This is a genomic window from Pseudomonas sp. FG86 (assembly GCF_057808775.1).
This window is the reverse complement of the sequence record NZ_JBMDIS010000096.1, coordinates 1-23,762: the sequence shown is the minus strand read 5'-3', so window position 1 is coordinate 23,762 and position 23,762 is coordinate 1. Positions and strand designations below refer to the sequence as shown.

Genomic DNA, 23,762 nt, shown 5'->3' with positions numbered 1-23,762 from the left:
GCTCGCCACAACAAGCCCGCTCGCCACAGGTTACTGTTTGCTCGTTCTATCTCTTAACTGACAGGCATTAGGGCTTGCCCCCTCCCACATTGAAACGGTGCACGCCGTTAGAGCGTGTAGGCGATGCCCACCTGCACCGTGCGCGGTTCGCCTGGGTAGGCGTAGACGTTGCCAAACGCCCCCTCTTCATAGTCGCGGTTGAACAGGTTCTTCACGTCCAGGTTCAGCCGCACCTTGTCATTGACCTTGTAGTAGCCGAGCAGGTCGACCACGGTGTAGGCGTCCATCGAGAAGGCGCTGTTGGAGGTTTGCCCGGCCCGCTCATCCACATACTTGCCACCCGCGCCCAGGCCCAGGCCCTTGAGGGCGCCGTCCTGGAATTCGTAGACGTTGAGCAGGCTGAAGCTGTTGCGCGGGATGTTCAGCAAACGCGTACCGGTGCGCAGGGTGTTGTCCTTGGTCACTTCGGCGTCCACGTAGGCATAGCCACCGATCACACGCCACTCGGGGGTGATATTGCCGGCCACGTTCAGATCGAAACCACGGCTGCGCACCTGACCGGCGGCCACGCTGAAGGTTGAGTCGAAAGGGTCGGTGGTGAGCACGTTTTTCTTCTCGATCTGGTAGATCGCTGCGTCGACGCTGAGTTGACGGTCCAGGGCTTCCCACTTGATGCCCATCTCGTACGACTTGCCCTTCTCCGGCGCAAAACCACCGCCCTCGCGGCTGGCCCCGGTGTTGGGCTTGAACGAGCGCGCGGCGTCGGCGTAGACCGCGACGGTGTCGGTGAGGTCATAGATCACGCCCACGCGTGGGGTGACTGCATTGTCGGCGGCCTGCCAACTTTTACCGCCCGGCACATAGGTGGTGTAGTCATGCTCAAAACGCTCGAAACGTGCACCGGCCAGCACCTTCAAGCGTTCGGTCAGGGCCACTTGGTCCTGGACAAAAGCGGCGTAGGTCTTGAGGTTTTCCTTGTCGTGGGTCGGCGTGCGCGTGAGGGCCGGGCGCGCCTGGCCATAGACCGGGTTGAAGATGTCGATGGGGTAGCTACCCGCCGCGCCGCTGGAACGCTGGATAATCGACTTGTAGTCGTAGTCTTCGAACTCGACGCCGGTGAGCAAGGTGTGATCAAAACCGCCCGCGGAGAAATGGCCGGTGAGGTTGAGCTGGGTGTCTTTATCGGTCCACTCCAGTTTGCGGTAGTTGAAGTTGCGGCTCAGGGTGCGGCCGTCAGCGGCGAGGCTGTTGGCTTCAACAGCATTGCCTTGCAAGGTGCCGTCGAGCCACTGGAAACCACCGCCCAGGGTCCAGCTGTCGTTGAGCCGGTGCTCGAAACGCAGTTGGGCCATGCTGTTGTCGTTGTGCAGCTTGCCGGCGTCTTTTTCACCCCAGAAGGTGTCGCGCGAGGCGGTGCCTTTTTGATTGGGGTAGCGCGTCAGGCCACGGTCCAGCGGGTGGTTGTTGCGCATGAAGTCGCCTTCGAAGATCACCTTGGTGTCATCGCTGGCCTGCCAGGTGATCACCGGCGTCACGCCATAGCGTTCGGTTTCGACATGATCACGGAAGGTATCCCCGCCCTCGCCCACCACGTTCAGGCGATAGGCCAGGCGACCCTCCTCATCCAGCGGGCCCGAAGCATCCAAGGTGCCACGACGCATGCCCTGGTCATCCAGCTGGCTGCCCAGAGTCACGGTGCGCTCGGCCAGCGGTTGCTTGGAGACCACGTTGAAGGTGCCGCCGGGATCGCCACGGCCATACAGCATGGTTGCCGGGCCGCGCAGCACTTCAAGGCGCTCGATGGTGTTGGCGTCCGGCATGTTCGGGTAGCCGCGGTTGATCGGGAAGCCGTTGCGGTAGAACTCGCCGGTGGTAAAGCCGCGCACGGTGAACGTCGTGAGCCCCTGCCCGCCGAAGTTGTTGGCGCGGCCTACGCCGCCGGCGTAGTCCAGTGCGTCCTGCAACCGGGTGGCACCGATGTCTTCGACCACATCCTTGGACACCACGCTGATGGACTGCGGCGTTTCATGAATCGAGGTGTCGGTGCGCGTCGCACTCGCCGAGCGTGTGGCGTGGTACCCCTTGACCGGCCCTTGAGCCGTCTCGTAATCCGCCTCCCCCGTGACATCGATGGCTTGCAGCTCAAGACTGGCCTTGTCGGCAGAGGCCACCTCTGCCCAGGTAAAAGGGGAAAACGCCTGAAGCACACAGAGGGAAATCAGGGTACGACGCATGGATGTTGAACCTAGTGAATGAGCCAGAAGGGGCGGCAAACCTGCCAAAAATTCGCACGAATGGTATACCAAGTCATTCGCGTTTGATATATGTTCTCATTCACTGTTTTTCAGGTAACCGTTTTGTATCGATACGTAGGAAGTTTGACGCGAGGCAAATGTGGGAGGGACGGTGTGCCAAAGCCCCAGGCCGAGAGGCCGGCCCCGCCGCCACGACTTAAACGTTTCACTTCCACACGCGAACCTTCCCCACCCAGCGACGTCGGAGCTAAGGCACTGTTGCCTACCGCCGCCGCGAGGTCCTCGCTTTAAAGCCGCTATCGCCAAGAAATACCGCCTGGTCATCAAGACCATGGGCTACGTGGGCTGGTCATTGTTTTGGCTGTTGCTCTGGGACGTCGCCGTCACCGTGGATTTCATGCTGTTCCTGACCGCCAAGATCAACCTGCCGCTGATGCCCCTGACGCTGCTCGGCTCAGCCCTGGTGGTGCTGATCAGTTTTCGCAACAGCAGCGCCTACAACCGCTGGTGGGAAGCCCGCACGCTGTGGGGGGCGATGGTCAACAATTCGCGCAGCTTTGCACGGCAGGTGTTGACCCTGCTGGATGACCCGGAGGGCGAGGTGAACCCGGTCAAGGCCACCCTGCTGCGCCGCCATGTGGCCTATGTGAATTGCCTGGCTGCCCATCTCAAGGGCCTGCCGTGCCCGGACGAGGTGCGTGCGTTTATCCCGTCAGAGGAGTTCGCCCGCAATGGCGCCACCAACAACTTCGCCAACGACATCCTCACCGGCTCGGCCGCCCTGCTGGCCAAGGAATACAAGGCCGGGCACCTGGACAGCATTCGCTTGGCGCGGTTGGAGTCGACCCTGGTGGACTTGTCCAACGCCCAGGGCGGCATGGAGCGTATCGCCAACACGCCGCTGCCCTACCCTTACGTGTATTTTCCACGCCTGTTCATCTCGCTGTTCTGCCTGATCGTGCCGGTGGGCCTGGTGGAATCCCTGGGTTGGTTCACGCCGCTGGCGTCCACCGTGGTGGGTTTTATGCTGCTGGCCATCGAACGCATCGGCACCGACCTGCAAAGCCCGTTTCATTCCAGTGAGCATCAGATCCAGATGGAAACCATCTGCGAAACCATCGAGAGAAACCTGCAATCGATGCAGCGCGATGCCCTCGGTGGCGATCGCATCGGCTAAGCCTCCCCTGCGCCCTAAAGTGCGTGCTCCCACGGCCGATAGAGAGGGAGTACGCATGGGCCGCACCCCTCATAACAACACATGCGACGTTCACCGCTACCGTTTTTCCTTGCCAAAACTATAAATACCCGCGGGAGAAGTCATGAATATCAAGCAGAAGCTGACCTGGGCGTTTGCGGCCATCGCGTGCCTGCCGGTTGTCCTGGTGGCCGTGCTGGTTGTACTGAATGTGCGCGAGGGGGCCCAGGCCAATTTCCTCGACAGCAGTGGCCGAGAAATCCGCCAGATCGACAATGGCATGAAGCAGTTTTTCGACGGCATCAGCCAGAACGTCGACTTTGTGGCCAAGGACCCGCGCGTTGTCGCGGCCAAGGACCTCAAGAGCTACGCGGGCGCCGACGCCGCGCAAATCCCGCTGACACCGACCAATAAAGAACTGCTGGCGATTTTCGACCAGTTCGCCAAGAGCCATCCCAGCACCGCCTACCTGTCCCTGGGCCTGAGCGACGGCGGCTACGCCAGCTGGCCTGACGACACCAAGCTGAACAACTACGACCCGCGCGTGCGCCCCTGGTACAAGGCCGCCATCGCCGCGCCAGGCACCACCGTGCGCACAGGCGCTTATTACTGGGCCCCGGACGACGTGGTGCTGATCGGCACCGTACATACCGTCGCCGACGCCACCGGTAACATCCTCGGCGTGGTCGGGTTGGACGTGTCGCTCAAGCAACTGACCGAACTGGTGCGCAACATCAAGCTGGGCGACAGCGGCTACCTGATGCTGGTGGAAGCCAACGGCAACGTGCTGGTAGACCCCAGCGACGCCAAGCACAACTTCAAGCCCCTGGCCGACCTCGGCCCCAGCTACGCCGAACTGGCCAAGCGCGGCGACGGCGTGACCCAGGTCGAGATCGACGGCGTGCCCTACATGGCCAACGTGGTCAGCTCCAAAGACCTGGGCTGGCGCTTTATCGGCTTGATCAAGCGTGATGAAGTGATGGCCGGCGCCACGCGCCTGACCTGGCTGATCGTCGCCATTGCCGCAGCCTTGGCCGTGATCTTCGCGATTGTCGGCGCCAGCTTCGCCAGTGTGATCGTGCGCCCGATTCGCGGGGTCGCCGACGGCCTGCAAGAAATCGCCGAAGGTGAAGGCGACCTGACGCGCCAACTCAAGGTGCAAGGCAAGGACGAAACCGCCAGCCTGGCCGGCTGGTTCAACCAGTTCCTGAGCATGATCGCGCAACTGGTGCAGCGCATCGGCAACGCCTCTTCCGACCTGCAAACCGCTGCCGCCGATACCAGCGAAGTCGCCAACAACATGAACCAGGCCGCCGGCCGCCAACGTGAAGCCGTAGAGCTGGTGAGCACCGCGTTCAACGAAATGGTGGCCACGTCCAACGAAGTCGCGCGCTCTTGCAGCGCCGCCGCCGCCAGTGCCGACGAAGGCTACCGCGACGTGCACGACGGCCAGCAACACATCGGCGAGGCCACCGGCAGCGTTCTCAAGCTCAGCGAAGACCTGCAAAAGTCGACCCAGACCATGCAGTTGCTGGAGCAGGACAGCCAGAACATCAACACCATCCTCGACACCATCCGTTCGATTGCCGAACAAACCAACCTGCTGGCCCTCAACGCCGCCATCGAAGCCGCGCGCGCCGGCGACCAGGGCCGTGGTTTCGCCGTGGTGGCCGACGAAGTACGCGCCCTGGCGCGACGCACCGCCGACTCCACCGGCGAGATCGACAGCCTGCTGGGCAACCTCGCCCGTCGCACCCAGGAAGTGACGGCGCAGATGCAGGGCAGCTTGCAGGTGTCGCACACCAGCGTGGAACGTATCCAGCAGGCCCGCGACAGTTTCGACAAGATCCTCGGCTCGGTGGACTCGATTCGCGACCAGAACACCCAGATCGCTACAGCGGCCGAGGAACAGCACCAGGTGGCCGAGGAGATCAACCGCCACATCGCGCAGATCCATGCCGATGCGCAACTGGTGGAAGGCTTTGCTCACTCGGCGCAGACCGGGTCCGGCCGGCTGACGGATATTTCGGGTCAGCTCAAGGGGTTGGTGGGGCGGTTCAAGTTCTAGCCTGCCGCAACAACAGGCGCGCCCCTTACCGGGCGCGCCAGCCGGCCGCAGTCATATGAAGCAGCAGCAAGACGCCCCGCGCACCATCATCGCGCATGCACGCCAGCCATTGATCCCACCCTCCGACAATACCCGCGCCTATGGCGCAAGCCAGCCACCCACAGCGTGAAAAGCGCCCCGCCCCGCCGTTGGCAGAGTGTTTGCTTGCAACAACAAGCATCCCACCGCCCGGAGGCGCCATGCATACCGACCTGATGACATTCAGCGAGCAACTCGCCCCCTTGAGCAGCCTTGACGCGTGCCTGGCCCACGTCCTGCAAGTCATCAACCCGCTGGGGTTCAAGACGCTGATCTATGATTACGCGCCAGTCCCCGTCAGCCATGAAGGCGCACTGATCACGCCGTCGGTATTCAAGGCGTTGAATGCCCCGGGCGATATGCATGCGCAGTGGTGCGAACGCGGCTATTACCAGATCGACCCGGTGCAGCAATGCGCAGCGCGACGGACTACGCCGTTCGCCTGGTCGTTCAGCACCGACACTCACTGGAACGGTGCCCTCACCGAAGCCCACCGTCCGGTGACCCACTACATTTGTGACTATGGCCTGAGCACCGGCCTGACCGTGCCGCTGCACTTGCCCGATGGCGGCTTTGCCACGCTGACCGCCTTTGTCGACGGCGCCCCGGCGGAGGCCGAGCAACACGCCCAGCGCAACCTCGGCGAGATGCTGGTACTGGCCCATACGTTCCAGGCCCGCGCCAGTGAGTTGCTGGCGCCGGCGGAACGCTGCTGCACCCACATTCATCTCACGCGCCGCGAACGCGAGTGCCTGCAACACTCGGCCAAGGGGCTGTCGGCCAAAGGCATAGCCGCCACCCTCCACCGCTCCGAAGCCACGGTCAACCTGCACCTGGTTGCCGCCGCGCGCAAGCTGGGCGCGCGCAATCGCGTCGAGGCCGTGGCGCGCGGGCTGCATTACCGCCTGGTCGAAGTCTGAGAACCTATCATTTTTGCCAGTGCACCTGGCCCACCGTTTTGACTAGCCTGTACCTCACTGAACCCCAAGGAGGTACACAGCATGCAAGTACGCGAAGGTTATGCCGATTTCCGTGAGCATCGGACGTGGTTCCGGGTCACGGGGGATTTGAACTCAGGGCGACTGCCCTTGATCATTGCCCACGGCGGCCCCGGCTGTACCCATGACTATGTCGACAGTTTCAAGGACCTGGCCGCCACCGGCCGCGCCGTGGTGCACTACGACCAATTGGGCAACGGCCGCTCGACCCACTTGCCCGAAGCGCCCAGCGATTTCTGGACGGTGGAACTGTTCCTGGCTGAACTGAACAACCTGATCGCCCACCTGGGCATTCGTGACTACGCCCTGCTGGGCCAATCCTGGGGCGGCATGCTCGGTGCCGAGCATGCGGTGCGCCAACCGGTTGGCCTCAAGGCGCTGATCATTGCCAACTCCCCGGCGTCCATGGCGCTGTGGTGCCAAGCCGCAAAGGAACTGCGCCAGGCCCTGCCCGCCGAGGTGCAAGCCACCCTGCAACGGCATGAAGACGCGGGCACCACCGACAGCGCCGAGTACCGCGCCGCCTCCGATGTGTTCTACGCGCGCCATGTGTGCCGCATCCAACCGATGCCCGCCGAGGTGGCGCGCACCTTCGCGGCCATCGATGCAGACCCCACCGTCTATCACGCCATGAACGGCCCCACCGAGTTTCACGTGATCGGCAGCCTGCGCACCTGGAGCATCATCGAACGCCTGGCGTCCATCCAGGTGCCCACGCTGCTGATATCCGGACGCTTCGATGAAGCGACACCCGCGACGGTGCAGCCATTTGCCGACGGGATCGCCAATGTGCAGTGGCAGATATTCGAGCAGTCCAGCCACATGCCCCATGTCGAAGAACGTGAGGCATGCATGGCCTGTGTGGCTGGGTTTCTTGAGCAGCAGCGGTAGCGCGGCCAGGCGAGCACAGCGCTGATAACCCGCGAAGGCGGCGACCGCGTTATTGCGTGCGCCACCTATCGCGGTCGCGTGGAAAACCCGGCACCTGTCCCACAGGGTCCGCATACATGTAAAAGTATATTGCAGCGCACAATGTACTAACCGGTTACTTATGTTGCTAAAATCACGCCTTTGCCCTCTCACCTTCGAGTCTTGTCGATATGAAACGAGCATCGCGCGCCGCTGGCGTCTCTAGAATCTTCCTGCTGGGCCTGGGCGTGATCATCGCCTTGCTCGGCGCGGCCCTGGCTGTCGGTGGCGTCAAACTGGTCAGCCTGGGCGGTTCCTGGTATTTCCTCAGCGGCGGCGTGGCCATGGCGATTGCCGGCCTGTTGATTGCCGCACGTAAACCGGCGGGTGCCTGGCTGTTTGCCGCCTTCCTGGTCGGCACCGCCATATGGGCGGTGGCGGATGTGGGGCTGGTGTACTGGCCACTGTTCTCGCGGCTGTTCATGTTTGCGGTGATCGGTGTGGTGGTGGCGCTGGTCTACCCGCTGCTGGCCGGCAAACCGGCACGCGGCGCGTATGGCGTCGCTGCGCTGTTGGCCGTGGGTGTGGCAGTGGCGGCAGGCAATATGTTTGTCGCGCACCCCAGCGTCGCGCCGACCGGTGCAGGCCCTGGCGTCACCCCGGTCAACCCGGCCGATGCACAGAAAGACTGGGCGCACTACGGCAACACCGAGGGCGGCAGCCGCTTCGCCGCGCTGGACCAGATCAATCGCGACAACATCGACAAACTCAAAGTGGCGTGGACCTACCACACCGGCGACATCGCCATCAGTGACGGCAACGGCGCCGAAGACCAACTGACGCCCCTGCAGATCGGCAACAAGGTGTTTATCTGCACCCCGCACAACAACCTGATCGCCCTGGATGCCGACACCGGCAAAGAACTGTGGAAAAACCAGATCAACGCCAAATCGGCGGTGTGGCAGCGTTGCCGTGGCATGGCGTACTTTGACGCCACTGCGCCCATCGCCCAACCGACCCAGCCGCACAGCTCGCCGATCCTGGCCGCCAGCGTGGCGGTGGGTGCGCAATGCCAGCGACGCTTGCTGACCAACACCATTGATGCGCGCCTGATTGCGGTCGATGCCGACACCGGCAAGTTCTGCGAAGACTTCGGCAACCACGGCCAGGTGGACTTGAAAGCCGGCCTGGGCAATGTGCCGGACAGCTACTACCAACTGTCCTCGGCGCCGTTGATCGCCGGCACCACCGTGGTGGTGGGCGGCCGCGTCGCCGATAACGTGCAGACCGACATGCCCGGCGGTGTGATCCGTGGTTTCGATGTGATCAGCGGGCACATGCGCTGGGCCTTCGACCCCGGCAACCCGCAGGACAAAAACGCCCCGGCAGCGGGCAGCACCTATGTGCGCAGCACGCCGAACAGCTGGGCACCGATGTCCTACGACCCATTGATGAATACCGTGTTCTTGCCGATGGGCAGTTCGTCCACCGACCTCTACGGCGTGGAACGCACCCCACTCAACCACAGATACGGTGCCTCCGTGCTGGCGCTGGACGCTTCCACCGGCGAGGAAAAGTGGGTCTACCAGACCGTCCACAACGACCTGTGGGACTTCGACCTGCCGATGCAACCGAGCCTGATCGACTTCACCCCGCCCGGCAGCGACAAGGCGGTACCGGCGGTGGTGATTGGCACCAAGGCCGGGCAGATCTATGTCCTCGACCGCGCCACCGGCCAACCGCTGACCGAGGTGAAAGAAGTACCGGTCAAGGCCGCCAATATCCCCAACGAACCGTACGCGCTGACCCAGCCCAAGTCGCTGGGCATGCCGCAGATCGGCGCGCAAACCCTGACCGAGTCGGACATGTGGGGGGCCACCCCGTTTGACCAACTGCTGTGCCGCATCGATTTCAAGGGCATGCGCTACGACGGCCTGTACACCGCGCCAGGCACGGATAAATCCCTGAGTTTTCCGGGCTCCCTGGGCGGCATGAACTGGGGCAGCCTTTCCACCGACCCGGTCCATGGCTTTATCTTCGTCAACGACATGCGCCTGGGCCTGTGGATCCAGATGGTGCCGTCACAGAACAAGGCCCAGGCCACCTCCGGTGGCGAAGCGCTGAACACCGGCATGGGCGCCGTGCCGCTCAAGGGCACGCCGTATGCGGTGAACAAAAACCGCTTCCTGTCGGTGGCCGGCATCCCATGCCAGGCGCCGCCGTTCGGCACCCTGACCGCCATCGACATGAAAACCCAGAAGATCGCCTGGCAAGTGCCGGTCGGCACCGTTGAAGACACCGGCCCCCTGGGCATTCGCATGCACATGCCGATCAAGATCGGCCTGCCGACCCTCGGCGGCACCTTGTCGACCCAAGGAGGCCTGATCTTTATCGCCGGTACCCAGGACTTCTACCTGCGCGCATTCAACAGCGGCAACGGTGATGAAATCTGGAAAGCCCGCCTCCCGGTCGGCAGCCAGGGCGGCCCGATGACCTATGTCTCGCCAAAAACCGGCAAGCAATACATCGTGATCACCGCCGGCGGCGCACGCCAGTCCACCGACCGTGGCGACTATGTGATCGCCTACGCCCTGCCCTAACCCGCCCCTGGCGCGGTGCCCAGGCACCGCGCTCTCCGCCGGCAAGCCTCCATGACCGCAGGCTGACCCGAGCCCCGGCTTGGGCGCCTGCTGCCGGGCCTGAGACTCGGGCCGCAGGTCAAGGCGACGTCCTGACTCGCTTCACCCGCCCATGGCGGTGGTGTTGAAGCCAGCGTCCACATACAGGATTTCACCGCTGATGCCGGACGCCAGGTCGGAGCACAGGAAGGCGCCAGCGTTGCCGACCTCGTCGATGGTGACATTGCGCCGCAACGGCGCCTGGGCTTCGCTGGTGCTCAGCATGGCACGGAAGTTCTTGATGCCCGACGCGGCCAGGGTGCGGATCGGTCCTGCCGAGATGGCATTCACGCGGGTACCTTCGGCCCCCAGGCTGCTGGCCAGGTAGCGCACGCCAGCCTCCAGGCTGGCCTTGGCCATGCCCATGACGTTGTAGTTTGGCATCGTGCGCTCAGCCCCCAGATAAGACAGCGTCAGCACATTACCCTGGCGGCCGCGCATCATTGCCCGCCCGGCTTTAGCCAATGCCACCAGGCTGTACGCACTGATATCGTGGGCACTGCGAAACCCTTCGCGGGTAGTGACCTCGGTGAAGTCACCGTCAAGTTGCTCAAGCGGCGCGAAGCCCACGCAATGCACGATGCAATCGAGCGCGTCCCAGTGTTGGCGCAAATGCTCGAACACCTGCGCAATTTCATCATCGCTCGCCACATCGCAGGGCACGCACAGGGCCGCGTCGGTGCCCCATTCCGCGGCGAGCGCCTGCACGCGCCCCTTGAACTTTTCATTCTGATACGTGAACGCCAGCTCGGCGCCCTCGCGATGCATCGCTTGGGCAATGCCTGACGCAATCGACAAGCGGCTGGCCACGCCAACGATCAGCACGCGCTTACCCGTGAGAAACCCCATTGTGTGCTCCTTGCTGTGCGATACGACCGCGGCTCGCTATGGCTGAACCACAGGCAGCGCGTTGTTGATAATCTCACGGGCGTGATTGGCCAGCTGCTTGGCGCTCATCGCCGCCACCTCATCGGCTTCGATGGGCGGGTGGGCGACGATGCTGACGTGGGTACTGCGCAAGGCGTTGTAGGCAATATGGTTGACCGCCGGGCTGATCGTGACGGGAATGATCCCCACCCCCATATCCTTGGCAATCCGAAAGGCCCCGGTCTTGAACGGCAGCATCTGGCCGCCATGGTTTCGCGTGCCTTCGGGGAAGATCCACAGCGATGTATTGTCGGCCACAACCCGCTTGGCGATCTTGCGCAAACTCTGGATGGACGCCCGTGGGCTGTTGCGATCAATGAACAGGCTGCCGGTCAGCCAATACAACTGCCCTACCAGCGGCAACCACTTGAGGGATTTTTTACCCACGATCACGGTGCCGGGGTTGAGCGCCTGCGCCACGATCAACACGTCATAGTTGCATTGGTGGTTGGCCACGTAGATATACGGACGCGTCGTGGGGATGCTGTCAAAACCACGTACATCCACGCGCACCGAGAAGATCTTATTGATCACCGCGTAGGCCCGACAGGCCACGTAGAGGTTTCTATTCTTCGAGGGGTTGATCAACATGTAGAGGCACAGGAACGGAAAGCTCAACACGATCAACACCAACACCAACAGCCCCCTGGCTAACGCAATCATAAGCTACCCGCTTGACTCGAATGATTGGGCGCGGTTAACGCAGCCGCTTGAAAAGCGTTACGCTGAATCAGTGCAACGCCATAAAAACCTTCTTCATCCACACAGGCCATCACCCCACCGCCTTGCGCCGGAATGCTTTTGGCCAGGTGCGCCAATTGATAGGCGCCGACCAGGGACAAACTCAGTGCCTTGGCCCGGTCCAGCCTGTCGACCGGCATACCCAGGGCGTCGCTCAACGCCACGCAGGTCGCCGGCCAGGCATCCGGTGCGGCCAGGCTCACGCGCCACTCCGCCGGTTCAACGCCCTGCCCTGCCAGACACCCGCGTATCAGCGCGCCCAGGCTGGCCGGGTCGGCGGCGAGCAGTCGCCCGGTGACACAAGCGCGCACGACGAGCCCGGGCGCCTGCGTGTCGATACTGGCCTCGAAGCTGAACACCGCCGAGGTGTCCGGCCGTTCTTCGGCGGGCCGTTCAATCGCGCGCAGGTAGCGCTTGCCAAACTCACCGCTGAAGGTTTCCAGCGCGGTGGCGTAGAGACGCTCCGAGTCGCCGCGCCGGGCAATCCTCAAGGCTTGAACCAAGGCGCTGTAGAAACTCAGCTCCTTTGCGCACAACGAGACGTTCGCGCCCTTGATGCCGTATTTGATCGCCAATTGACCCAACGACGAATTGATCACGGTATTGGGGATCTGCGCCGGGTTGACCTGAAAGGCAAAGCGGTTGTCGTTGGATTCCTTGATCAACTGAATGACGCTGTCGATGGAGCCATTGGCCGTCGCACCGATAAGGGCCGAGCGCACCAGGGTGTCACCGTGGTTGTCATCGTTGACCAGCGCCATCGCCGCCAGCAGCAACAAGGCTTGGCGGTCGAAGTTCTTCAGCTCACGCCCGCCTACCAGCTCGCCAGCGGCCAAGTCCCACGCAGGCCGGGTGCCCCGGTTCAATTCGACGCCGCCGTGCTCGAACTCACCGGGCATTTGCAACATGACCCAATCACGCAGGATCAATCCAACGATAGCGTCGCCCGTCATTTCAAATTACCGAATACCAGAATTGAATTATTCCCGCCAAAAGCGAAAGCGTTGTTGACCACCACATCGACCTTGCCCGCCCGGAACCCCTGGGCAACCACATCAAGAGGGATGTGCGGGTCCTGCTCGGTGACATTGATCGTCGGCGGCAGCCCCTCGCTCAGCGCCAGCATGCAGGCAATCGCGCCAAAGCCGGCCGCGGCGCCCATGCTGTGGCCCATCATGGACTTGATCGAACTCACCGGCGGCGGCGACGCGCCGAACACCGCTTCGATGGCCTGGTATTCGTTGCTGTCATTGGCCACGGTGCCAGTGCCGTGGGCACAGATATACCCCACCTCAGCCGGCGCCACTGCCGCCTTGGCCAACGCCGCCTGCAGACACTCGCCGACACGCTGGTGATTGAGCCTGACCATATGGTCGGCATCGCAGTTCATCGAAAACCCCAGCACTTCCCCATAGATCGGCGCACCCCGACGCAGCGCCCGCTCGTAATCCTCAAGCACCAGGGCACTGCCACCTTCGGCGGTCAGCACGCCTTTACGCCCGGTATTGAACGGCGTGCAGTCTTTGTCGGTCATGCTGCCCAAGCGATGGAAGGTGGCGAAGGTGGCCTTGTAGACCGCGTCACTGCCACCGCACACAGCAATATCGCAGTCCCCGGCCTGGATAGCCTCGTAGCCAAAGATCAGCGCGGTGTTGCTGGCCGAGCAGGCGTTGCCGATGGTGAGTGACTCACCGGTCGAACCGATTGACCGGAGCACATCACGGCTGATTTCAGAGGCAAACACCGGGTCGACTGACGGCTGTGGGTCCGACTGGGGGTCGGCCATGGCCGTCACCATGCTGTCGATCCGATCAGACTCGCCATAGGTGGTGCCGAAATAACAATTGACGCGCTGGCCGCGAATTGCGGCGCGCTCGATACCCGCGTCGGCCAGCGCCAGTTCAGTGGCGGCAAGGGCAAAATGGCTGGCAGCCCCGGCGTGCGCGAAGGCGGCAAAATTCGGGATCAAGGGGCCGACCGGCGCTTTCACTTCACAGCCGTATTTGCGCTCGAACCGGTCGGTGTCGATTTTGCAAAGCGGCGCCGAGCCATTGACCCCGGCTTTCAACGCCTGGAAAAACGCGGCTTTGCCGATGCCGATCGGACTGACCGGCCCCAGCCCCGTGACCACCACCCTCCTGCCCTTGTCGGCGCTCATCATGCACACTCGGCCGCAGGCAAGGTCTCGTGGATAAACCCGAGAATGGAATCCACACTGATGATCTGCGGCAGATAGGCTTCATCGACGCGCACCTGGAAAGCCCCCTCGATCCCCGCCAGGATTTCTATGCCTGACATTGAATCGGCACCATACGCCTCGACAAAGTTTTCGTGGTTGCGAATCTCCTCGGCATTGACCCCCAATACCTTGGCGACGATCTGCTTGATTTTTGCTTCATGCACAGTGTTCATAAACGCTCCTTTTAAATAACCGAGTCAGATAACAAACGGGATGACTTTGAAACTATCGAACTGGTACTGCCTGTAGGCGGCACCGAAATACCCCAGCAGCATTTTCTCCTCTTGACTCACGCGCTTGAGAATCAACGCAAGTGCCAAAAAAAAGATGACCAGTGCCGCGTAGATACTCGTGTACAAGGCAAAGCCGGTCACGATCAGCAACGTGCCCAAATACGCCGGATGCCGGATATATTTGAAGGCGCCGACCTTGACCAACTGATGATCGGCAAGTACCCGCAGCGAGTGGGAAAAGTGCCGCCCGAGGACGATCTTTCCATGGGCACGCAAACCGATCCCACCGGCGATCAGCAACGAGCCGACAAGGTGCAACAGCACATCGCTGCGCATCAGCAACTGCAACAACATGACGATCGATATGGCACAGGACACCATGAAGCCGCTCTTGATGCCTTTATCGAAGGTGCTGTCGCTGTCGGTTTCCCGGAGAAAATACAGCTCTGCCAGCAGCAGGACACTGGCCATGATGATTGGCACCACGAATGTCAGGCCGGCGTAATACACGAGGACCGCCGATGCACATGCCAACGGCGTCAGCAGGCTTAACGCCACATCAACCCTGAGCGTTTTCAAAGTAGTCTCCTATCAACGCCGACACCCTGAGCGGGGTCTGGATCACGTCTACACCGCTTTCGATGTGCCAAGGGCACACAAACAGATCATTGAAGCGCGCCCATGGAAACAGCTTGCGCCCGCGCCTGAACCGGTCCATGAACGTCAGCACTTTGTAGACCTTGGCCAACCCGCGCACACTGACCGAACGTAACCGGGCACTGCGCGCCAGTGGTTGCAAGCGGGCATACACTTCGCCCACCAGATCGTTGTACGTCACCGTGCGGTCACTGAGCAGGTAATACGTGTGCAGTGCCGGGTCAGGCACGCGCGCCAACCATTGGATAATGCAGGTGGCAATACTCTCCACCCCAATCACATGCAGGGCCGGAAGTTGGCCGGTGACCTTCGGCAGCAGCTTCAACCGGCACATCGAAATCATCGGCAGCAGGTTCTTGTCATGCCGCCCCAGTACCGTCGGCACGCGCAATATCACGCCCTGCACTTTGTCGCAATTGAGGTGAATCACCTGCTCGGCCGCGTACTTGTCATCGGCGTAGGCATCCACTCGTTGCTCTGGGTTGTAGGCTTTGACGCTGCTCAAATGAAAGAACGGTTTCTTGCCCGTGGCACCGGGTTTGATCGCGGCCAGTATCTGCTCGGTAAGGGCTTTGTTACTGGCGCCGGCCGTGCCCAGGCGGCTAAGCCCGATGCCGGTGCAATTGACAATGCAATCACACTCGTCGACCAGCTTATCGAATGCCGGCGAGCCGATTTCGCACGCCGTGTACCCCGCCCTGGGCGAACGCGAATGGCGGATAACGTCAATCCCCGGCAATGGGTCAAGGCGTTCGTAGACCCCTCGTCCGATAAACCCACTGGCGCCTAACAGCAGTATCTTCTTCACGTGCACGCAATCCCTTTCATGGGGTTAAGGTTTCGACCGTGAAACACCCTGAGCGATAAACCGTATGCGCCTGCATACCCTGCTTTTGCAGGCGCTGGCGCACCGATCGCAGGAACATGCCGTGGGACACGACGACCACGGTCTTGCCCGCCTCGGTGCTGGCGGCATAGAGCTCGTCGGCGACCGCGGCCGCTCGACGGTACTCGTCCTTGCGGGAGGCCGCGCCCAATGAAATGCCCAGCAGCCAGGCCACCCGATGCAGGGCGAACCATTGCCTCAAGCCCATCGTCACCCAGGGAATGGCGCTCAAGCGCAGGTCGTACTCGTGCAAGCGGCTGTCCCGCTGGACACGCTGCGCATCGAACAACCGGCACGCCGTGGCATAGGCCCGGTTGACGGGTGAAGACAAGATGGTGGCCTCGGCGCTCAATAGCGGCTGCGACAACGGCGTACGGTTCAAGAAGCCGCTGATTTCGTCTTCTTCGATCAGGGCGGTGTGGTTGTATTCATCCAGGCGGACTTTGGCCAGTGCGGCACCGCAGCGCGAATAGTCGACCTTGGGTGAGGCATGGCGAATCAGATAAATCACAGCAGGTACACCCCCGTCACGATGGCGTTACCGACCAGGAACAGAAACGGCGTATCCCAGGTGTGCGGGGATTTGGCTTCCGTCAGCGTCAGTGCAAGTGGGAACACGGCGCAGAGCAGGAAAAACTGTCCCGCTGAAAAGTACTGCTCGAATGCCACGCAAAACACCATCGACATCACAAACACAGTGGCCGAGCCTTCAAGGGTTCGCTTGAATTTCTTATCGACAAAAAAGCCTTTCGCAACGTACTCGTGCTTACCAAAACGGACACCCACCGGCTCTGCCAGCCCGTCACCGAAGGTGGTGGCCAGGATCGTGATGTATATCAACTCCACCGGTACCCCGAGCGCCAACCAGCAATACTGGGTCACCCACAGCACGAACAACCCTGCCACGGTCTGGCTCACCAACCAGGAAAGGGTGTGCGGCGAGTCTTCCGGGCGATCAATACTGGCAAACATATGTTGGGCAGTGAGGGACCGACGGCGAGACCACCCACACATCGCCAGGAACAGGATGGCGGTCGACACCATCGACAGCAGCAAGCGCTCATGGGTGCTTTGAATATTGAACAAGGCGAAAAACAGGCTGGGCAGCAGGAACATCGCAAAGTGCCCGACCTTTCTTGTGTAGTTCACCCGCACGCCTCGGTTGAGCACCAACAGTCCCAGGCCTTTACACAACACAAAATAGAAAAGCACGATGCCCAACAGAGCCGAAGCCACCTGAACCATTTCATTACCACTTCGTTGACGGATTAAACAGCGGACGCAGGCGCCCGCTGGCATTGGGGAACCGACGGCGGTCTCAGATCACGCTGCGCAGGGCTGTAATGCAGTAATCCACATCGGCCACCGTGTGGTTGTACGTCAGGCACAGCCTGATCCGGGACTGATGGTTGGGTACGAAGGGCGGCACAAACAGCGACCCCATGATGCCTTGGTCAACCAGCTCGGCATTGACCCGTGCGGCCTCCATCGGGTCCTTGAACACCACGGGAATCACTGCCGTCCGCGAGCTGAGTTTGTCCACGCCCAGGGCGCTCAGTTGTTGGTGGGTGTAGCGTGTCAGTTCAGCCAGCGCCTGGCGGCGTTCGGCGCCCTGCGTGGCATTGATCTCAAGCGCGGTGCACGATGCCGAAGCGACACCCGGCGACACCGAGCGCGAAGCGTTATAGGTCGGGCAACGGAACCGCACCCGTTCGGCGAACGCCTCATCCTTGAACACCACGAACCCACCGGAAGAGCCGAACGCCTTACTCATGGTGCCGACAATGTAGTCAACCTGCGCGGCGACCCCCGCCGACTCACAGGCGCCCTGACCGGAGTCGCCCAACATCCCCACGCCGTGTGCATCGTCGATGTAGATTTCGAGTTGCGGATGCACCTGCTTCAACGCCACGATGGCGGCAAGATCGGCCACATCCCCGTCGGCGGAGAACACGCCGTCGCTGATAACCAGGATTTTCTTGTCCTGGTTGAGCTGCACCAACTGCCCGAGCATCTCCACGTCGCCGTGGCTGTAGGCCCTGAACGGGCAACCCGATAGCTTCACGCCGTCCCAGATCGAGACATGGGACAGCTTGTCCAGCAAAATCAGATCGGCACGCTCAGCGGCCAAGGGGATCACCCCGAAGTTCGCTTGGTACGACGTGGTAAACATCAGCGTGGTGCGACCACCGAACAAATCACGGTAACGGTTTTGCAAGCGCTCGTGGTACTCAGTAAAACCACTGAAAATCATCGGCCCGCCGATGTTCGAACCGTACTCGCGAATGGCCGCGATGGCCGACTCTTTCATACGTTCGTTATTGGACAAACCCAAGTAATCACACGACGCAAAGTTCAACAGCGTGCGCCCGTCGGCGAGGGTCATGTCGCGACCACAGGCCGAACGCACTTTAGGGAAGTAGGTGTAATAACCCAACTCTTTCGATTTGAAGGCGACGTCATCTATGCGCATAACACTCTCATTCAGCCGGCGTGGCATATCTATAAATTCGATAAGCGCGTTCATGGCAAACACCCTCTTGAGTCAGGTGGCGCATGGTGCGCAGTACCATGATGTTATCTTCGAGCATCCAGGACACACTGATGCGTCCGCGTCCGACCACACTTAATGCAATCGCGGATAACTTCAGCGTGAGCGCAACCGACAATCCCTTGCGTTGATAAGCCGGCGCGACACCGGTGAAAAACGCCCGGCCATATAACCCCTGTTGATTCAAGGCGGGTGCAAACATAGTGAAACCGACCACTTCACCATGCCGCTCGGCGATCAACGCAGAAATATTATTGATATTGCGCGCCGCCACTTCAAACTGCCCTTTCGACGCCGGGCTATAACCCCAGTTGCGTTCCCAGGCGCGGTTATAACAGTCGGCCAATTGCTGACTCTTGGCGACCAGCTCATCCTGGCCACAATGAACAAACTGGATATCGGCCAATCGTTGCGTGAGTTTGTCTTCCAAGGCCTGGTATTGATAACCCTGGGCAGGCGGTTCAAAGACAATCTCGATCAGGTCTTTTTCTTTGTGGAAACCCGCCTCGGTCAATGCATCCGCGAGTGCCTGCGTATTGGCGGGCAATGAAAACACATTAAAGTCGGACTCGAACGTACGCAGCCCGCGCTCAATCAGGAATGAACTGTGGATGGGGCCGACCAACTCAGTCACCTGCCGGGGCAACAACCGCGAGCTGTTTATATAGTCGATTGAACTGTGCATCAGCGCCTGCAAGGCGCTTGCCTGGGGTAACGCGATCAGGGTTGAAAAATAGGCAGTGCCCACCCCATTGATCGTGGTGCGCCGATCGAAATGCACAATGCAAAAGGCAACGAGGTTACCGTGTTCGTCTTGCCACGCCACCGGGATGTTATGTTCGGTGGCCGAATGCTCGCAGGCTGCTATCACGCGCTGTTCAATCTGTTGCTGCGTGCGCCCCACCACCGACACCTGCTGGTCCAGATGCTGCAAGGCATACCAGTCGCACGCGGCCAAACCTATGACTCTGCTCATCGATATTCTCGTCCCACCTGCGTGGCATGGGTGTTCAGGCGGCCAGGCATAAGGCACGGGTGGTTTGGTCGTCGATCTCGATCCAGAAAGGCACAACGCTCTGGTTATCGATCAGGTGTGGCGGTGAAATCCGGCGGGTATTGACGCCCATCCGCTTGAGCAAGCGCTCATTGCCTACCGCACTGAACGCGATCAATCGAAAAGCGCCCTTGGAGCGCGCAACATCAATGACTTCCCGAACCAGCGTTACTGTATTTTTCCAAGCTTGCGCGGCGGTTAATACCTGGCCCTTGGGCTGGCTGATGGCAAACCGGGAAAGCTCCCAGATACCCGGCGAAAAAGGCAGGGAACTTGCACCCATCAAATGCGGAAAAACTTCCCCCAACAAATACGGCCCATTAGTGGGAAGCAGTCGGGCACAACCAAATATTTCGCGATCACGATCACAGGCCACTACATAGACAGTATCTGGACGATCAAACGCATCCAGTTCAATACCCTCCTCGCAATGTAACGGCCAACCCAATGTTTTAACGAATACTTCGTACCGATAGTTAGCCAACGCGCGTGCCATCCCTGGCAAAAGTTCGCCAACCGTCCCTGTTATTGCCGTAAGCATGCCAACTACCCAGCCAGCCAATATGATTAAGCAAGTACAACAAACCCATCACTGTGTGAGTAGCTGCCCAAATGGGCAGGTCGATCGAAGCCCTCGCCGCCCAAGCAGAACTTACGGGTCAAAAACCGACTTTCTAGTACTGCCGTACTAATAAATAATCAAGCTTAATGCGCCGACTACTGACTTCATTTCACCTGCGTCCCACGTCGAATGCGGTGTTGCGGACTTTTTCAGGCAACTCGATACCCCGCAACCGCACGCCCTTCATCACCCGCAGAGCCTGTATAATCCGCTCCCGCCTCCCAGCATCAGGGGCGTTGACCACGGAAGGTATTATTGGTGAAAGAATGGCGCGAAACATTAATAGAGGCCGTGTCCGACTGCGCGACCGAACATGAACTCTTCAATAAACTGCACACGATAACGTCCAACTTAGGCTTCGAGTTCTGCTCTTATGGATTAAAAGTTCCATTGCCGTCGAGCGCTTCGCAATATGTACTGATTTCCAACTACCCCCGCTCGTGGGAACAGAAGTACGTCAGCGAAAACTACTTCTCCCAAGACCCCACAGTCGCCCATGGCCTGACCCGCTCCATCCCGCTGCACTGGTCCGCCGCCCAACAGCAGCAACACCTGGCCTTCTGGGAGGAAGCGCGCCATTACCAGCTTAATCATGGTTGGTGCTTGTCGTCGCAACGCGGCCCTAACGCGATTGGATTGCTCTCGGTGTCGCGCTCCAGTGAATACATCTCGACCACGGAACTCGAGCACATCGAGAACAAGTTGATCTGGCTGACGCAGTTGGCACACGAATCGATGACGCGCTTCTTTTCCGAAAAGTGCTTGCCAGACATCCACCGGGCCCTGACCGCACGGGAAAAAGAGACCTTGAGGTGGACGGCCCTGGGCAAAACCTATGTCGAGATCAGCATGATCCTCAACATCGACACACGGACCGTGAAGTTTCATCTGGTCAACGCCATGCGCAAACTCCAGGCCAGCAACAAAGCAGAAGCAGCCGTCAAAGCCTCCTTGCTGGGGTTACTTTTTTAGCCCTGCTGGTACTCGCGCGGCGTACAGCCGAACTCGCGGCGAAACACCGTGTGCAGGTACTGCGCCGACTTGAAGCCACACTTGGCGGCAATATCGGCAATCGCCAGTTCGTGGCTTTCCAGGCCCTTGGCAGCGGCCGCGAGTTTGAAGCGCAGGATCTCGTCATGCACGCTGCAACCACGCGCCTTGCGAAAATGCGCTTCCAGGGATGAGCGCGACACACCGACATAGGCCGCCACCTGCGCGGTCTTGATGCCTTGGCAGGCGTACTGCCGGATAAACAGCAGCGCCTGCATCACATACGGATTACCTAAGGGTTGATGCACGCTGGAAGCCTGCACATTGATCGCCTCCGGCGGTACCAGAATCTGCGTGCCCGCGCAGGGTTTGCCGTGCAGCATCTGATGCAACAGCGCGGCGGCCGTACGCCCCATGGTCTCGGTGCCCTGGATCACCGAACTGAGCGGCACCCGCGTCAGGGTGCGGGTCAGCGGATCGTTGTCGATGCCGATCAACGCCACCTCCTCCGGCACCGCGATCCCGGCCGTGAGGCAGGCCTGCAGCAACTGCCGCGCGCGGGCATCGGTGACGGCGATGATGCCAATCGGTTTGGGCAGGCTGTGCAGCCAGGCGATCTGCTGTTCCACCGCGCTGTCCCACAACGGCGCACTGGTCCCCAGGCCACGATAGACCTCGACGTGCAGGCCATCGCGTTGCAGCAGGCGGCGAAAGGCTTTTTCGCGCTCCTGGGCCCAGCGATTGGCCTGGGCTTCGGGCAGGCTGAAACAGGCAAAGCGGGTCAACCCGGCCTCGATCAAATGCTCATAGGCCAGCTTCATCAAGGCATGGTTATCGGTGGCGACGTAGGGAATGCCCTTGGGGTAGGCGCGCGCATCTTCATAAGAGCCGCCCACGGCCACCACCGGCAGTTTGCAATCGGCCAATGCCTCGCCGATCAGCGGGTCATCGAAATCGGCAATGATGCCGTCACCCTGCCAGCGCTCGATGCCGCGCAGGCGACAGAGGAAATCCTCTTCCAGGAACAAATCCCAGGACGCGCGCGTGCTGCTCAGGTAGTTGCCGATGCCGGCGATGATGCCACGGTCGTAGATTTTGCTGCCGTTGAACAACAGGGCGATGCGGTGGACGGGCGGTAGGGTTTTCATTGTTTTTATCCGGGGGCCAGTGGTAACAGACTAGCCCTCGCCACTCAAAATCGCACTACACCTTGGTGATTTTCATAATCAGCAGCCCAGGTGCCGTTGCTAGTATCCAGACATCGCCAAGAACAATAAGGAACACGCCCATGCCGTACTTCCCCGGTGTCGATCAGGTGCGCTTCGAAGGCCCTGCCAGCGACTCTCCCCTCGCCTTCCGCCATTACGACGCGAACAAGCTGATCCTCGGCAAACCGATGCGCGAGCACCTGCGCATGGCCGCCTGTTACTGGCACACCTTTGTGTGGCCGGGGGCGGATATGTTTGGCATGGGCACCTTCAAGCGCCCGTGGCAACGCAGCGGTGAGCCGATGGAAGTGGCCATCGGCAAGGCTGACGCGGCCTTTGAGTTTTTCTCCAAGCTGGGCATCGACTACTACAGCTTCCACGACACCGATGTGGCGCCGGAAGGCAGCTCGCTCAAGGAGTACCGCAACCACTTCGCGCAGATGGTCGACCACCTGGAGCGCCATCAGGAACAAACCGGTATCAAGCTGCTGTGGGGCACCGCCAATTGCTTCAGCAACCCGCGCTTTGCCGCTGGCGCAGCGAGCAACCCCGACCCTGAAGTGTTTGCCTACGCTGCCGCCCAGGTGTTCAGCGCGATGAACGCTACCCTGCGGCTCAAGGGTGCCAACTACGTACTCTGGGGCGGCCGTGAAGGTTATGAAACCCTGCTCAACACCGACGTCAAGCGCGAGCGCGAACAGCTCGGGCGCTTTATGCGCATGGTGGTGGAGCACAAGCACAAGATCGGCTTCAAGGGCGACCTGCTGATCGAGCCCAAGCCCCAGGAGCCGACCAAGCACCAGTACGATTACGACAGCGCCACGGTGTTCGGCTTTTTGCATGAGTACGGGCTGGAACATGAGATCAAAGTGAATATCGAGGCCAACCACGCGACACTGGCCGGGCACAGTTTTCATCATGAGATCGCCACCGCCGTGTCCCTGGGGATCTTCGGCAGCATCGACGCCAACCGCGGCGACCCGCAGAACGGTTGGGACACTGACCAGTTCCCCAATAGCGTCGAGGAAATGACCCTGGCCACGTATGAAATCCTCAAGGCTGGCGGGTTCAAGAATGGCGGCTATAACTTTGACTCCAAGGTGCGCCGCCAGAGCCTGGACGAGGTGGACTTGTTCCACGGGCATGTCGCCGCCATGGATGTACTCGCCCTGGCGCTGGAACGTGCGGCGGCCATGGTGCAGAACGACCAGTTGCAGCAGTTCAAGGACCAGCGTTATGCCGGCTGGCAGCAGCCGCTGGGCCAAGCCGTGCTGGCCGGTGAGTTCAGCCTGGAATCGCTGGCCGAACATGCGTTTGCCCATGAACTGAACCCACAGGCCGTGAGCGGTCGGCAAGAGATGCTGGAGGGAGTGGTCAACCGGTTTATTTATCGGTGACATTGTGGCAGGAGGTCTTGTCGTGGCGAGCGGGCTTGTTGTGGCGAGCGGGCTTGCCCCGCGTTGGGCTGCGAAG

General features: G+C 60.9%; 20 protein-coding genes and 2 pseudogenes. 8 read left to right on the top strand and 14 right to left on the bottom strand.

Going from position 1 to position 23,762, the window contains the following annotated elements:
- Positions 1 to 107 precede the first annotated feature (107 nt).
- Complete coding sequence (locus tag ACODSV_RS31605) at positions 108 to 2,234, bottom strand: TonB-dependent siderophore receptor (protein WP_150056432.1); 2,127 nt, start codon at positions 2,232 to 2,234, stop codon at positions 108 to 110.
- A 352-nt stretch (positions 2,235 to 2,586) separates the two neighbouring features.
- On the opposite strand from ACODSV_RS31605, the gene ACODSV_RS31600 reads away from it, so the two are divergent.
- From ACODSV_RS31600 to ACODSV_RS31575, 6 genes and pseudogenes are all read left to right on the top strand, one after another.
- Positions 2,587 to 3,432, top strand: coding sequence for a bestrophin family protein (locus ACODSV_RS31600; RefSeq protein WP_150056431.1), 846 nt, complete (start codon positions 2,587 to 2,589; stop codon positions 3,430 to 3,432).
- Between the two features lie 142 nt (positions 3,433 to 3,574).
- Positions 3,575 to 4,654, top strand: a pseudogene (locus tag ACODSV_RS31595) (HAMP domain-containing protein); the annotation flags it as partial.
- A 348-nt stretch (positions 4,655 to 5,002) separates the two neighbouring features.
- Positions 5,003 to 5,518 (top strand): annotated as a pseudogene (locus tag ACODSV_RS31590) (methyl-accepting chemotaxis protein); the annotation flags it as partial.
- A 239-nt stretch (positions 5,519 to 5,757) separates the two neighbouring features.
- Positions 5,758 to 6,516: a helix-turn-helix transcriptional regulator gene (locus ACODSV_RS31585; protein WP_150055790.1), complete on the top strand. Its 759-nt coding sequence runs from the start codon at positions 5,758 to 5,760 to the stop codon at positions 6,514 to 6,516.
- An 81-nt stretch (positions 6,517 to 6,597) separates the two neighbouring features.
- Positions 6,598 to 7,485 carry a proline iminopeptidase-family hydrolase gene (locus tag ACODSV_RS31580; protein WP_150055789.1) on the top strand — a complete coding sequence of 296 codons (888 nt, stop codon included), beginning with the start codon at positions 6,598 to 6,600 and terminating at the stop codon, positions 7,483 to 7,485.
- Between the two features lie 209 nt (positions 7,486 to 7,694).
- Positions 7,695 to 10,103: a glucose/quinate/shikimate family membrane-bound PQQ-dependent dehydrogenase gene (locus tag ACODSV_RS31575; protein WP_024074754.1), complete on the top strand. Its 2,409-nt coding sequence runs from the start codon at positions 7,695 to 7,697 to the stop codon at positions 10,101 to 10,103.
- Positions 10,104 to 10,244: 141 nt separating this feature from the next.
- Here the strand turns inward: ACODSV_RS31575 and fabI are convergent, their stop codons facing one another.
- The 12 genes from fabI to ACODSV_RS31515 all read right to left on the bottom strand — a co-directional run bounded on the left by fabI (position 10,245) and on the right by ACODSV_RS31515 (position 20,010).
- Positions 10,245 to 11,030: an enoyl-ACP reductase FabI gene (fabI, locus tag ACODSV_RS31570; protein ID WP_024074753.1), complete on the bottom strand. Its 786-nt coding sequence runs from the start codon at positions 11,028 to 11,030 to the stop codon at positions 10,245 to 10,247.
- A 36-nt stretch (positions 11,031 to 11,066) separates the two neighbouring features.
- The gene (locus ACODSV_RS31565) at positions 11,067 to 11,771 is read right to left on the bottom strand and encodes a lysophospholipid acyltransferase family protein (RefSeq protein ID WP_024074752.1); all 705 of its coding nucleotides are present in this window, start codon (positions 11,769 to 11,771) and stop codon (positions 11,067 to 11,069) included.
- Complete coding sequence (locus ACODSV_RS31560; protein ID WP_150095324.1) at positions 11,768 to 12,802, bottom strand: beta-ketoacyl-[acyl-carrier-protein] synthase family protein; 1,035 nt, start codon at positions 12,800 to 12,802, stop codon at positions 11,768 to 11,770. The genes ACODSV_RS31565 and ACODSV_RS31560 overlap by 4 nt, the downstream gene beginning before the upstream one ends.
- Positions 12,799 to 14,007 (bottom strand): beta-ketoacyl-[acyl-carrier-protein] synthase family protein, encoded by a 1,209-nt coding sequence (locus tag ACODSV_RS31555; protein WP_069075723.1) that lies wholly within the window; start codon positions 14,005 to 14,007, stop codon positions 12,799 to 12,801. The genes ACODSV_RS31560 and ACODSV_RS31555 overlap by 4 nt, the downstream gene beginning before the upstream one ends.
- Positions 14,007 to 14,261 carry an acyl carrier protein gene (locus ACODSV_RS31550; protein WP_024074749.1) on the bottom strand — a complete coding sequence of 85 codons (255 nt, stop codon included), beginning with the start codon at positions 14,259 to 14,261 and terminating at the stop codon, positions 14,007 to 14,009. Before ACODSV_RS31550 ends, ACODSV_RS31555 begins: the two co-directional genes overlap by 1 nt.
- Before the next feature lie 24 nt (positions 14,262 to 14,285).
- Positions 14,286 to 14,900 (bottom strand): methyltransferase family protein, encoded by a 615-nt coding sequence (locus tag ACODSV_RS31545; protein WP_150055787.1) that lies wholly within the window; start codon positions 14,898 to 14,900, stop codon positions 14,286 to 14,288.
- Positions 14,881 to 15,786, bottom strand: coding sequence for an NAD-dependent epimerase/dehydratase family protein (locus ACODSV_RS31540; RefSeq protein ID WP_190300951.1), 906 nt, complete (start codon positions 15,784 to 15,786; stop codon positions 14,881 to 14,883). Before ACODSV_RS31540 ends, ACODSV_RS31545 begins: the two co-directional genes overlap by 20 nt.
- 16 nt (positions 15,787 to 15,802) lie before the next feature.
- Positions 15,803 to 16,375 (bottom strand): histidine phosphatase family protein, encoded by a 573-nt coding sequence (locus ACODSV_RS31535; RefSeq protein ID WP_024074746.1) that lies wholly within the window; start codon positions 16,373 to 16,375, stop codon positions 15,803 to 15,805.
- On the bottom strand, positions 16,372 to 17,100 hold the full coding sequence (locus tag ACODSV_RS31530; protein ID WP_144113499.1) for a diacylglycerol/polyprenol kinase family protein: 729 nt from the start codon (positions 17,098 to 17,100) through the stop codon (positions 16,372 to 16,374). The genes ACODSV_RS31535 and ACODSV_RS31530 overlap by 4 nt, the downstream gene beginning before the upstream one ends.
- Positions 17,101 to 17,182: 82 nt before the next feature.
- Positions 17,183 to 18,337 carry an aminotransferase class I/II-fold pyridoxal phosphate-dependent enzyme gene (locus ACODSV_RS31525; protein ID WP_190300952.1) on the bottom strand — a complete coding sequence of 385 codons (1,155 nt, stop codon included), beginning with the start codon at positions 18,335 to 18,337 and terminating at the stop codon, positions 17,183 to 17,185.
- A 7-nt stretch (positions 18,338 to 18,344) separates the two neighbouring features.
- Positions 18,345 to 19,373, bottom strand: coding sequence for a GNAT family N-acetyltransferase (locus ACODSV_RS31520; protein ID WP_190300953.1), 1,029 nt, complete (start codon positions 19,371 to 19,373; stop codon positions 18,345 to 18,347).
- Positions 19,374 to 19,425: 52 nt separating this feature from the next.
- Positions 19,426 to 20,010 (bottom strand): acyl-homoserine-lactone synthase, encoded by a 585-nt coding sequence (locus ACODSV_RS31515; protein WP_069075719.1) that lies wholly within the window; start codon positions 20,008 to 20,010, stop codon positions 19,426 to 19,428.
- A 339-nt stretch (positions 20,011 to 20,349) separates the two neighbouring features.
- Here ACODSV_RS31515 and ACODSV_RS31510 point away from each other — a divergent pair, with 339 nt between their 5' ends.
- On the top strand, positions 20,350 to 21,063 hold the full coding sequence (locus tag ACODSV_RS31510; RefSeq protein WP_024074741.1) for an autoinducer binding domain-containing protein: 714 nt from the start codon (positions 20,350 to 20,352) through the stop codon (positions 21,061 to 21,063).
- Here ACODSV_RS31510 and ACODSV_RS31505 read toward each other — a convergent pair.
- Complete coding sequence (locus ACODSV_RS31505) at positions 21,060 to 22,229, bottom strand: XylR family transcriptional regulator (RefSeq protein ID WP_024074740.1); 1,170 nt, start codon at positions 22,227 to 22,229, stop codon at positions 21,060 to 21,062. The genes ACODSV_RS31510 and ACODSV_RS31505 overlap by 4 nt on opposite strands.
- Before the next feature lie 140 nt (positions 22,230 to 22,369).
- Here ACODSV_RS31505 and xylA point away from each other — a divergent pair, with 140 nt between their 5' ends.
- The gene (gene xylA / locus ACODSV_RS31500; RefSeq protein WP_150055782.1) at positions 22,370 to 23,686 is read left to right on the top strand and encodes a xylose isomerase; all 1,317 of its coding nucleotides are present in this window, start codon (positions 22,370 to 22,372) and stop codon (positions 23,684 to 23,686) included.
- The last annotated feature ends 76 nt before the right edge of the window (positions 23,687 to 23,762 follow it).

What these genes read in the sequence shown, in the direction of transcription:
- ACODSV_RS31605 (WP_150056432.1), bottom strand. Translation starts at nt 2,234, where the DNA reads ATGCGTCGTACCCTGATTTCCCTCTGTGTGCTTCAGGCGTTTTCCCCT.
- ACODSV_RS31600 (WP_150056431.1), top strand. Translation starts at nt 2,587, where the DNA reads ATGGGCTACGTGGGCTGGTCATTGTTTTGGCTGTTGCTCTGGGACGTC.
- ACODSV_RS31585 (WP_150055790.1), top strand. Translation starts at nt 5,758, where the DNA reads ATGCATACCGACCTGATGACATTCAGCGAGCAACTCGCCCCCTTGAGC.
- ACODSV_RS31580 (WP_150055789.1), top strand. Translation starts at nt 6,598, where the DNA reads ATGCAAGTACGCGAAGGTTATGCCGATTTCCGTGAGCATCGGACGTGG.
- ACODSV_RS31575 (WP_024074754.1), top strand. Translation starts at nt 7,695, where the DNA reads ATGAAACGAGCATCGCGCGCCGCTGGCGTCTCTAGAATCTTCCTGCTG.
- fabI (WP_024074753.1), bottom strand. Translation starts at nt 11,030, where the DNA reads ATGGGGTTTCTCACGGGTAAGCGCGTGCTGATCGTTGGCGTGGCCAGC.
- ACODSV_RS31565 (WP_024074752.1), bottom strand. Translation starts at nt 11,771, where the DNA reads ATGATTGCGTTAGCCAGGGGGCTGTTGGTGTTGGTGTTGATCGTGTTG.
- ACODSV_RS31560 (WP_150095324.1), bottom strand. Translation starts at nt 12,802, where the DNA reads ATGACGGGCGACGCTATCGTTGGATTGATCCTGCGTGATTGGGTCATG.
- ACODSV_RS31555 (WP_069075723.1), bottom strand. Translation starts at nt 14,007, where the DNA reads ATGAGCGCCGACAAGGGCAGGAGGGTGGTGGTCACGGGGCTGGGGCCG.
- ACODSV_RS31550 (WP_024074749.1), bottom strand. Translation starts at nt 14,261, where the DNA reads ATGAACACTGTGCATGAAGCAAAAATCAAGCAGATCGTCGCCAAGGTA.
- ACODSV_RS31525 (WP_190300952.1), bottom strand. Translation starts at nt 18,337, where the DNA reads ATGCGCATAGATGACGTCGCCTTCAAATCGAAAGAGTTGGGTTATTAC.
- ACODSV_RS31515 (WP_069075719.1), bottom strand. Translation starts at nt 20,010, where the DNA reads ATGCTTACGGCAATAACAGGGACGGTTGGCGAACTTTTGCCAGGGATG.
- ACODSV_RS31505 (WP_024074740.1), bottom strand. Translation starts at nt 22,229, where the DNA reads ATGAAAACCCTACCGCCCGTCCACCGCATCGCCCTGTTGTTCAACGGC.
- xylA (WP_150055782.1), top strand. Translation starts at nt 22,370, where the DNA reads ATGCCGTACTTCCCCGGTGTCGATCAGGTGCGCTTCGAAGGCCCTGCC.